The sequence below is a fragment of the Hyalangium gracile genome (genome assembly GCF_020103725.1).
Lineage (GTDB): Bacteria > Myxococcota > Myxococcia > Myxococcales > Myxococcaceae > Hyalangium > Hyalangium gracile.
Genome location: NZ_JAHXBG010000034.1, coordinates 101,706 through 111,691 on the forward strand (window position 1 = coordinate 101,706; position 9,986 = coordinate 111,691).

9 protein-coding genes are annotated in these 9,986 nt (G+C 66.9%); 2 read left to right on the plus strand and 7 right to left on the minus strand.

The genetic code is table 11. The annotated features are described in order from the left end of the window. Positions 1-5: 5 nt before the first annotated feature. Positions 6-428: a hypothetical protein gene (locus tag KY572_RS41870; RefSeq protein WP_224249366.1), complete on the minus strand. Its 423-nt coding sequence runs from the start codon at positions 426-428 to the stop codon at positions 6-8. Between the two features lie 75 nt (positions 429-503). After that, a complete protein-coding gene (locus KY572_RS41875) occupies positions 504-2,153 on the minus strand; it encodes a sigma 54-interacting transcriptional regulator (RefSeq protein WP_224249367.1) in 1,650 nt (549 codons plus the stop codon). 252 nt (positions 2,154-2,405) lie between these two features. Between KY572_RS41875 and KY572_RS41880 the strand changes: the two genes are divergently transcribed. After that, complete coding sequence (locus tag KY572_RS41880; RefSeq protein WP_224249368.1) at positions 2,406-3,053, plus strand: hypothetical protein; 648 nt, start codon at positions 2,406-2,408, stop codon at positions 3,051-3,053. A 67-nt stretch (positions 3,054-3,120) separates the two neighbouring features. On the opposite strand, the gene KY572_RS41885 is transcribed toward KY572_RS41880, so the two are convergent. From KY572_RS41885 to KY572_RS41905, 5 genes are all read right to left on the minus strand, one after another. Further along, positions 3,121-4,902 (minus strand): immunoglobulin-like domain-containing protein, encoded by a 1,782-nt coding sequence (locus KY572_RS41885; RefSeq protein WP_224249369.1) that lies wholly within the window; start codon positions 4,900-4,902, stop codon positions 3,121-3,123. 225 nt (positions 4,903-5,127) lie between these two features. Beyond that, positions 5,128-5,679, minus strand: coding sequence for a hypothetical protein (locus KY572_RS41890; protein ID WP_224249370.1), 552 nt, complete (start codon positions 5,677-5,679; stop codon positions 5,128-5,130). A 238-nt stretch (positions 5,680-5,917) separates the two neighbouring features. Continuing rightward, positions 5,918-7,300, minus strand: a complete 1,383-nt coding sequence (locus KY572_RS41895) for a serine hydrolase domain-containing protein (protein WP_224249371.1) — start codon at positions 7,298-7,300, stop codon at positions 5,918-5,920. A 20-nt stretch (positions 7,301-7,320) separates the two neighbouring features. Further along, positions 7,321-7,815 carry a MarR family winged helix-turn-helix transcriptional regulator gene (locus KY572_RS41900; protein ID WP_224249372.1) on the minus strand — a complete coding sequence of 165 codons (495 nt, stop codon included), beginning with the start codon at positions 7,813-7,815 and terminating at the stop codon, positions 7,321-7,323. Positions 7,816-7,874: 59 nt separating this feature from the next. Beyond that, complete coding sequence (locus KY572_RS41905; protein WP_224249373.1) at positions 7,875-8,504, minus strand: hypothetical protein; 630 nt, start codon at positions 8,502-8,504, stop codon at positions 7,875-7,877. 415 nt (positions 8,505-8,919) lie between these two features. Between KY572_RS41905 and KY572_RS41910 the strand changes: the two genes are divergently transcribed. Further along, positions 8,920-9,708 carry a trypsin-like serine peptidase gene (locus KY572_RS41910; RefSeq protein WP_224249374.1) on the plus strand — a complete coding sequence of 263 codons (789 nt, stop codon included), beginning with the start codon at positions 8,920-8,922 and terminating at the stop codon, positions 9,706-9,708. Positions 9,709-9,986: the final 278 nt, after the last annotated feature.

The window sequence follows — 9,986 nt, forward strand, 5'->3', positions numbered from 1 at the left end:
ACACCTCAGGGCTTGGTGGCCACCATGGTGTCGGCGTTGCCCCCGCCGAAGTGGGGCTTCAGACGCATGAGTAGATCGTAACGCAATTCTCCCGCGCTGGGAGGTATCGCGCGATTCACTTCAAAGCTGATGCTGGTCATCGTCGTGATGCGCTGGGAGCGGGACTGACTGTCGAATTGCTCCGTTGGCAAGAGCAGGGGGACCTCCGACGCGGAACGGAGAGAGAGGAAGGCGACCGCACGAACCTGAAGCACGAGCTCGAGTTCGTCTCCCGGAGCGACCACCATGCACTGTTCCGGGACGTCGGAGGGAGCCCACGTTCCCTTCCCGTTGACCACCAGCGTGCGGGTCGGTTTGAGTTCCCCTCCTTCGGAACGAAGCGGGAACTCCTGGTTCAGCGCATTGATGATCAGCTGGTGCTTGGCCATGGTGCTGCTCCTTTCGACTCCTCGAGCCGGGTGCATGCTGCCGCCCTGAACCTGTGCACGGAGCATGCCGCGGCTTCAGCCGTTCCTGGTGCTCAGGCCCAGTTCCTTGAGGCGCCGGGTGAGCGCCTTCTTGGAGACCTCCAGGCGTCGGACCATCTCGTCCAGGTCGCCCTCGCACTGCTGGTGGCAGGCGGTGATCTCCTCCGAGCTCAGAGTCCCCGCCCTGCGGATGTTCGGGTGTTTGTCGATGAGATCGTAGATGGAGGAGCGCGGGATTCCGAGCCAGTCCGCCGTCGTCTTGAGATCCCATGCGTGTTGCCGGAGCGCCGAGATCAGCTCTTCTCCCGTAACCTCGGTGGACTTGCGCCGAGCCACCGCCGGGGCGGGTTTCGGGGGGGGCTCCGAGGGCGAATCCCCGGAGGTGGGAGGTGAGGGGAGGGGCGCCGAGGCGGAGTCCAGCTCCTCGGCGAGCCGTGGGTCCACCTGGAGGACGGGTTGGCCCCTGCTGCCAATCACCAGCTGCCGGGTGAGGTTGCGCAGCTGGCGCACGTTGCCGGGCCAGGCGTAGCGCAGCAGGCGCAGCGCGAGCGACGCCGGCAGCCAGGGCTCGGCATAGGGGTCCCGGGGCGTGAGGAGGTGGGCCTCGCCAATGGCCGCCAGCTCCTCCCGGGCGAAGTGCTGGAACAGCACTCCGAGGTCCTCGCGGCGCTCGCGCAGGGGTGGCAGCCGGATCTCGTAACCCGCCAGGCGGTGCAGCAGCGGCGCCTTGAAGCGCCCGTCCCGGATCTGCTCCTCCAGGTTGGCGTCGGTCGCGGCAATCAGTCGGACATCCGTCTTGATGGGGGTGTGTCCACCCACCGGGTACAGCTCGCCGGTCTCCAGCACCCGGAGCAGCATCACCTGCACCTCCGGAGGGGCCTCGCCCACCTCGTCGAGGAAGAGGGTGCCTGCCTGGGCGGCGCGGAAGAAGCCCTCCCGATCGCGGGTGGCTCCGGTGAAGGCGCCCCGGTGCGCGCCGAACAGCTCGGCGGCCGCCAGCTCCTTGGGAATGGCTCCCAGGTTCACGCTGATGAAGGGACGCTCCTTGCGCGGGCTGTGCTGGTGGATGGCCTGAGCGACCAATTCCTTGCCCGTGCCGGTCTCTCCTCGGACCAGCACCGGGACTTGGAGATCGGCGATGCGCTGGATGTGTTCGCGCACGCGCCGGATGCCCGGGCTCGCGCCCACCATGCCCAGCATGTCCCCCGGGGCTTTCGTCTGGCTCGAGGCCAGGTGCAGCAGCAACACCACCCGCCCGGAGAGCTCCAGAGGAATCCCAGCCGCCAGCTCCTGCGGTGTGAACTCACGGCTCGTCACGTGCTGCTCGCCCACCGTCACCCGGGTTCCACCCTCCGCCACTCGCAGCCGGAGCCGCCCTCCTTCGCCCGGAGAGAACACGATGGGGTGGCGGCTCACGAAGGGATCGGCCAGGGGCTGCCCGAAGGTGTCTCCTGGCCGGGTGAAGTTCGGGCCATTGCGAGACAGGGCCACCTCCCGGCCCGTGGCGACAGCCTCCAGCACGAGCCGCTCTCCGGCCCGGGTCGCCGTGGGGTGGGAGATGAGGGTCAGTGCTGGCACCCCTTGATCCGAGGACGCCACCGCCGCGCTGTGTTCGTGGCCGGCGGCCGTGGAGACCTCGGCGATTCCCGAGGGGGACAAGGACTCGCGGGGCTCGGAGCGAGACATTGGGCCCGACTGTACCACTCAAGGGCTCGGCGACATGTCGCCGATGGTTCCCAGACTGTCGCCGAAGGATTTGAAGCGTCGCGGACCTGCGCCACGCGAGGCGCTCCCTCGGAAGCGGCACGTCGCGCGTCGTGGCACGTGGGTTGCTCATGCCCAGGCCACGGGACGACCTGGGGTGCTGCCAGGCGGCCTGAGCTGCATCCCCACGCAGTCAGCAGTGCTCTCACACCCCTTCAAAGACAAGGAATTGCCATGAAAGCTCATGACTTCAAGCCGTGGTGCCATGCCCTCGTGCTCACCTCTCTGCTGGTGGGTTGCGGAGGTGTCGAGGGCGGAGGCGACGCGGTCGAGGACTCGAACCCGGAGGCCGTCAGCGCTGCCCTCGCGACGAGCGCGCGGGGGCGGGTGACCCCCGAGAAGCACTGCGTCACGAGGGCCCAGTCACTGAAGCCCGGCGCGCCGCTCCCGGAGCCGTCCGCCGCTCCCCCGGAGGATTGCTTCCCCACGTTCTCCGAGGCGATCTCCTTCGCCACCCGAGGCGCCATCCGGCTCCCCCTGACGGCGAAGCCGGCGGATCTCAAGGAGGAGGATCTGAAGGCGGCACCAGTCCCGTCGGGCCTGCCCTACGCGATCGGCATCGGATACACCGAGACGGGCTTCTCAGGCAGTTCGATCGTCTTCACGGCTGTCGAGAACTGCGGCGCCATCCTCTACGCGTCCATGCCCTCTGGCTGGAACGACGCCATCTCCTCCATGCAGACCTTCATGGGCTCCAGGTGCAGGCACTCGTTTCTCTTCGAGCATGTCAACTTCCAGGGGGCCTCGCTCGACTGTGGCCTGGGGTGCAATTCTCTGGGCGTGTTGAACAAGCAAACCTCGTCCATCTTCTGGACGCAGTGACGCTGTAGAGGAAGGACGGGAGCATGGGCAGTCCTGTTCCCGTCCTGGCTCGAGAATCGAAAGCCGGCTACCAGGGGCAGTTGACGACGTCCACGGTGCGGGTGACGGGCGTGGCGCTGTTGCCGCCGCTGTCCGTCAGTGTATAGGTCACCGTGTACGTGCCCGCGGCCCAGCCATTCACATCGCCGCTGAACCGCACCTGGGGCGTGAGGTCGCCGTAGCACCCGTCCGTTCCGGTATAGCCCGGCTCCTTCCACTGGCTGCCGCAGGTGTGCGTCATGCGCGTGGCGCCCTTGAGCGTGAGCGTCGGCGCCACCCGGTCATCCACGATCACCGTGCGCGTGGCGTTCAGCGAGTGCCCATGGTTGTCCCACGTGGCGTACGAGACCCAGTAGGTGCCCTCGGCCTTCGTGTTCGGACCCGGACCGGAGGCGTCCGCGCCCGTGTTGTAGGCGTACACGGGCAGCGGGTTGCCGCACCCGTCCACCGCGGTGGCGCCCGCGTCGCTGTACGGGGCCGAGCCGCACTCCAGGATCTGCTGCGCACCGCCGTTGATGACGAGCGTCGGCGGAAGCGTGGTGCAGTCGGGGGGCGCATCCTCCTGCACGTCATCCACGAGGCGCGCGAACAGGCGCGAGGACGGGGCGTCCTTCACGTACAGCGCCATCAGGTGCCCAGGCCCCGTCGCGGCGATGCCCGGCTGGTGGGACTGCGACGACGAGTCGAGCGCCGAAATGGTCAGCTCCGCTCCGGCTCCGCCCGTGGCGGGGATCCGCGTGAGGAACAGCTTCAGCCCTCCGTCCCGCGTGCTCAGCCAGGCCACCCGGTAGTCCCTGCCGTCGAAGGTCACGATGCCCTGCTGGACGAGCGACTGCCCCACGGTGGAGACGGCATCGAGCACCGCGCCATCCGAGCCCCGCACGCGCGTCTGCTGGAGGCTGGTCCCGCGCTTCCAGGTCACCAGGAAGTTGTTCCCGTCCGAGGCGACGTCCGGAGCGTCCTCGTCCACGGAGTTGGAGGTGATGTTCACGAGGGGGTTGAGCGCCTGCCGGGTCTGCGCATCGAGGCGCAGGCCCCAGATCTCGCTCGACGCGGTGTAGTGGCTTCCGGACCAGACCACCATGTAGCGGCCACCGCCGTAGGTCACGCGCGGCTTCGCCCCGCTCTGCACGGCGAGGATGGGGCTGTACGTGTCGACCAGCTGCCCATCCGAGGCCCGCACCCAGGCTCCCCGGATGGCCGGCCTGGGAACCCCGCTGCCGGGGTAGTAGTAGCCACTCCACACCACCAGGTAGTTCGTCCCGTCAGAGGCCACGGACGGGTACATGTGCGACAGCTCCCCGTAGGGGTTGGGCTCGATGACGCTGAGCTTGCGGGGCGCGTCGAGCACCGCTCCATCCGAGGCCCTCACTCGCGCCCCGTAGACGATGGCGTTCGCGTTCCAGACCACCAGGAAGTGGGTTCCGTCGAAGGCCACCGCCGGGAAGACTTCGTCGCTGCCAGTCGTGGCGATGGCGATGCGCTGGGTGTCCAGCACGGCGCCATCCGAAGCCCTCACCCGAGCGCCAATGACGTTCACGGAAGGGGAGGAGGAGGGGGAGGAGTTCACGACCTCCGTCCAGACCACGAGCGAGAGGCCATTGCCCGCGGCGACGGCCGGCATGATCTGCCCGACCCACTGCGGCATGTACGGATCCGCCAGGGGGAGCTCGGGCGAGACCACGGGCGTGGAGGAGGTGCTCGCCTGCGTCGAGGACTGGAGCGTCCGCGCCTCATTCGCGGCCACCGGCTCGGCGCCGTCGGTCGAGCCGCACGCGGGGAGCACTCCGAGGATGAGCGCGCCCAACACGGCGGCTCGAGAAAAGGGCACAAGGCCCCGGGGGGAAACAGCACAGGATGTTTCGCGCATAGAGGCGCCGTATCTCACGGCTCGCGGGCGCGACAGAAACAGAAAAAGCTGCCTACGTTGAACTACGCGGACAGCTGGTGAAACGAGATGACTGCCCGTGAGGCTTCACCGCCAAACGGGCAGTGGAGGACTCCCATGCGCGTGCTCGGGAGCCCCAGCCACGGCTCAACGACAGCCGTAATCCGAGCAGGACTTGTATGTATAGGTGTTTTGTCCGGTGTAGGACCAACTGCCGCAGCTGGAGCTGCAGTTGTCGGACTTGAAGCAGTACCTGACCTTCTGCCGGTTGATGTACCTGCCGCAGAAGATCGTCATCTCATAGGGGTTGCCGGGGTTGCAGAAACAGCCGATGTCCGCGTAGCCGTTGCCGTAATCACAGGAAGTGTCCGTACCGTACTGGTAGTACCCGGCCGGGACGCAGGCCTGTTGGGTCACGGGGCCACCTTCCTCGGATGAAACAGGTGTCTCGTCCGCGACGATATCCTCCGACACGTTGTCTTCCGTGGGGCCGCAACCCGCGAGAACCGCGCCGAGTGCGACAGTCACCAGCCAGTGGAGCTTCATGATGTCCTCCTTGGGACTTGATTGAGGCGGACGAATCATCGTCATCCCCACGCGGCCGTCAACGAAGTCTCGACCGTTGCCACTGACCGCGGGCAGGCCCCCGGAGGCGGTCCAGGCTTCGAAGGACTCCTCGCTGAAGTCATCGCAGTTCATGCTGTGGAACGAGCGCGAGAGTCCCCGGAGCTGCTGGACGTAGCCCTGGGTGAGCCTGACTGTTGATGGTCCTCAGGGAGCGCGTGTTTCTGATCCTCAGTCGACCGGGATTCCAGATCTCAGATCTCCACCGTCATCGTCGCCCCGGATCGACAGAGCCTGCGAGATGAGCGGCACCGCTCGAGGTCCGCCTTCAGTGTCCCGCACGGCGTGGAGCCCTGCAACTGAGAGCGGTGGACTAGCGGGGCGCGCGCGGCAGCCTGGCGCCAATGAAGTCCGCGACATTGGCCGCGTGCGGGTGCCCGCGATTGGCCAGCACGATCACCTCGTACCCAGATAGGGGATAGATGGCGAAGTCGGCGTTCACGCCCGGTGCGCTGCCTCTGTGTCCGTAACATGCTTCACCGTTGCGAACATCCACGCGCAGGCCGAGCGACCATTGCGAGTTCCCCGCCTGGACGTTGGCGGTCGTGAGCATGTCGAGATGCCTGGCGTCGAGCAGCCGGGCATCCCTCAACACCGTGCCGAAGCGATGCAGATCGTCGACCGTCGAGTAGCCGCCACCGGCGGGCAGACCGGCGTAGAAGGGCAGCGGCTTGAGCCCTGTTCGCGCGGCCCCGGTATAGGGCAACGCCGTGTTGCCAGCGGACGCCACGGGTGAGGTCGCCGGCATGCCGGCGGTGCGGAAGACATTCCGCTCCAGGTAGGCATCCCAGGCCAGGCCCGACACCTGCTCGACAATCGCGCCGAGCAGGATGAAGCCGAAGTTGCTGTAGCCCCAGCGCGAGCCGGGCGGGAATGCGGCCTCCCGTGTCCCGAACAGCCGGATGAAGTCGGACGGCGTATGGAGCTCCGCTGCATGCGCATCGTAATCGGCACCGAAGAAATCCCCCGTGCCGCCGGTGTGCGTCAGGAGGTGCTTCACCGTCACCTGCCGCGCGAGCGCCGTGTCTGGATGGGCGGGCAGGAGCGAGGCGATCGTGTCGGTCAGGCGAAGTCTGCCGTCCTGTACGAGCTGCAGGACGGCAACGGCCGTGAACATCTTGCCCATCGAGCCGATGCAGAACCGTGTGGCAGGCGTCGCGTGGAGTCCTCTCTCGACATCCTGCGCGCCGTAAGCCTCTCGAAACAGAACGTCCCCATTCCTTGCGACCAGGACTGCACCGGAGAAGCGGTCGGCGGTCGCCTCCACTGTCAGCTTTTGACGAAGCTGGGCCAACGCCTCGTGCTCGCTGAGCCGCCGGATGGCGAAGTCGTTGGGCGGAGGCGCACCGAGGAATGAGAGATCGTCAATGCGCCCATCGCCGATCGAGAGCATGACCTTGGAGAAGCGATCCCAGTTGCGATCGCGGACCCAGGCCGTGATCTGCCCCGGCGCTGTCTGCTCGCGACGCAACAGGGTGAAGCCACCAGTCGCCTCGCGGAGCCCGAGATCGTCGTCCAGATATGGGACCAGGGTGGGAATGTGCGCTCTCACGAAGTCCGGATAGGTCGACGCGCGCTCATCGTTGAACGCGGCAAGCCACTGCTCCAGCCAGTCTTCGGGTGCGGCAACCCGTGTGGCCGATGGCACCGGATGCTTGGAGCGTGGAACGCAGGCGAGCGTCAGCAAGGCGGCCATGAGCTCGCGTCTCGACAACCTCATCGCTTGCCCCTGGCCTCGTAGGCGGCGGTGATTCGCTCGAAGAGGGACTGCCGCTCCAACGCCGCCTCCAATCGATCGAGGGCATCGAGGAGGCCATCTACCTCCGCGTCGATCTCGAGGGAGGCTTGCTCGAAGGCAGCCCACAAGGGCGCGAGTCGGGCTGCGAGGGCTCTGCCCGCGGTGCTCAGGGACAAGAGTCGCCGACGGGCGTCCGTGGGGTCGGGCTCCTGCCGGATCAGGCCGGCCTTTTCCAGTGAGACACGAGTCTGGCTGACGGAGACATGGGTGATGCCCAGCGCCTCCGCCAGGGCGCCGACGCTCATGGGCCCGTTCAGCGCGAGCTGGTTCAACACTCCGAACCAGCGCTGCTCGAACTCCACTCCCCGAGCCGCGTAAGCGCGCGCCGCGTCATTATCGATCCGCTCGGAGAGCCGACGCAGCCGCGCACCGAGCGCCGCGCCAGCTTTCGCCCGCACATAATCCATGCTCATCAACCTCTCATGCGTAGGCGCCTACGCATAACAGGTAGCGAGCTTCAGTCAATGGCAATTCAGGGGACCGCGTCTCCAGGCACGACCTGGCACATGTGGACCTTGTCGAAGCCCTCCTGAGGGATGCAGTTGAGCACCCACGGCGTGGCGGTCCGCGGGGCGAGCGGCTGGAGCTGCTTGCCGAGCAAGCAAACGGCGCGGTCGGTCGTGAGCCAATGGCACCTGGTGGCTGTGATGGGCTCCATGGGAGTGTCCTGGGCCAGCTCGCGCCGGAGCGCCACGGGAATGGGCGGCAGCCTCCCGGTCCGGAGCCAGTCGAGCTCGGCATCTCCCTTCGAGATCTTCCGGGTCCGGGTGCACATGGAGGTTCCAAGGCGCCCTTCATACAGCTCGGCGTAGACGAGGTACGCCTCTCCGGACTCGAAGGAGTAGCCACAACCACCGCCGCCGTTGTCCGTGTCCACGACGATCTTCGCCCCTGCGGTAGCGCCCTTGAAGGCCTCGATGACTTCGATGCGGACCTGCCGGGACGCCACCGAGAGCACGCGGGCATGAACGATGACACTGGCCGTGTCGCGAGCCGTGCGAAGCGCGGTCGGCAGGTCGGCCCAACCGGCACAGCTACAGGCGTGGGCGGAGGAGGGCAGGGCGAACAGCGCGCTGCCCAGCAGCAGGACGATGAGCCTCATCCACGCCATCCTACCCGCGGGCTCAAGGAGCGGCGCTGGCCTGCGTGGCGACCTTGCCGGGCTCGACACTGGTGACGATCGAGGGGATGGGGCACGCGCTGCCCCTCGCCGTCGTGCCCCGACTCGCGGCGGCGCTCCTGAGCCACATCGGGTGTCTTGCTTCAGGACAGTGCGCCGGTCACACTATCCGCGGAAACAACAATCCCTGGGAACGACTCAAAACCGGAAAAACGTTGGGGTTTCGTGGCTCTCTTGTAACATCTCTTTACTTTCGCAACCCGGAAACAGGTGCCACTTCACTCCAGCTGGCGCGAGCCGTGAGAGCGCTCCCCTGGTAATTCCAGCCACTTGCATCCTTGGTACGGCACGTGCTTCGGGTCCCGCTGCGCACTCAAGCGCCAGGAGGATCCCCCGAATGAAGAAGCTCCTTGGAGCGCTGTTGGTGGCTGGTGGCATGACGGCCTGTGGTCCCTCGGATCTCGCTCCGGACGTTCCGGATGCCGAGCCCACGCTGGGAACCCAGGAGTCCAAGGTCATCGTCGGCTCGGTGAACTGGACCAGCGCCACCTCGACGAGCGGCACCATTCGCACGCGCTCCAAGGCGGTGGGCTACCTCTCCATCCCGGCCGTCGGCAGCCGCTGCACCGCGTGGCTCGTCTCCAATGACGTGGTCATCACCAACAACCACTGCATCGGCTCCAGCTCCGAGGCGGTAGGCGCCAAGGTGGCCTTCAACTACGAGGACGGCGTCGCCTCGGCCAGCCGCATCTGGTACGACTGCTCCACCTTCATCCGCACCTGGACCAACGAGGACATGACGGCGCTGCGCTGCAAGGCCCTCAACGGCGCCCTGCCGGGCCAGACGTACGGCTTCCTCACCGTGTCGAGCACCAACGCGGCTACCGGCACCACCGGCTACGTCATCCACCAGAACTGCGACTACTACTCGAGCTCTGGCTGCGCCCCGACGAAGAAGTACTCCCCGGGCAGCGTGAAGAATGGCAGCTACAACACCAAGGAGCTGTCCTACGACATGGACACCCTGGGCGGCTCCTCCGGCTCGCCGGTGCTGTCCGCCTCCGGCCACACCGTCATCGGCCTGCACCACGTGGGCGTGGGCGGTGACTCCATGGGCCGCGGCACCGTCAACCTGGGCGTGAAGGCCAGCCTGGTCAAGGCGCGGCTGGCGGAGATCGGCCTGTAGGCCACTCCCGCCGCTCCGGAGGGGCTGGGGACGCGACGCTGCTCCAGCCCCTTCCGTTCGGGCCTCACCGTATCGGCCACGGCTTCGCCTTCTTTTCCGCGTTCCCTCGAGCCGGATCAGCTGCACGTCTCCAGCCCAGGAGTGTCGGCGGAGTTCCAGAGCCAGGTCGTTCGAGTCGTTCGCCGACGTCGAAGGCGAGCGCCTAAGTAGGTAGGCAAAAGTTTCTTTACAACAAGGAACGGAGCCAGAAGTGGCGGGAGAGGACGCCCGCCTTGCGG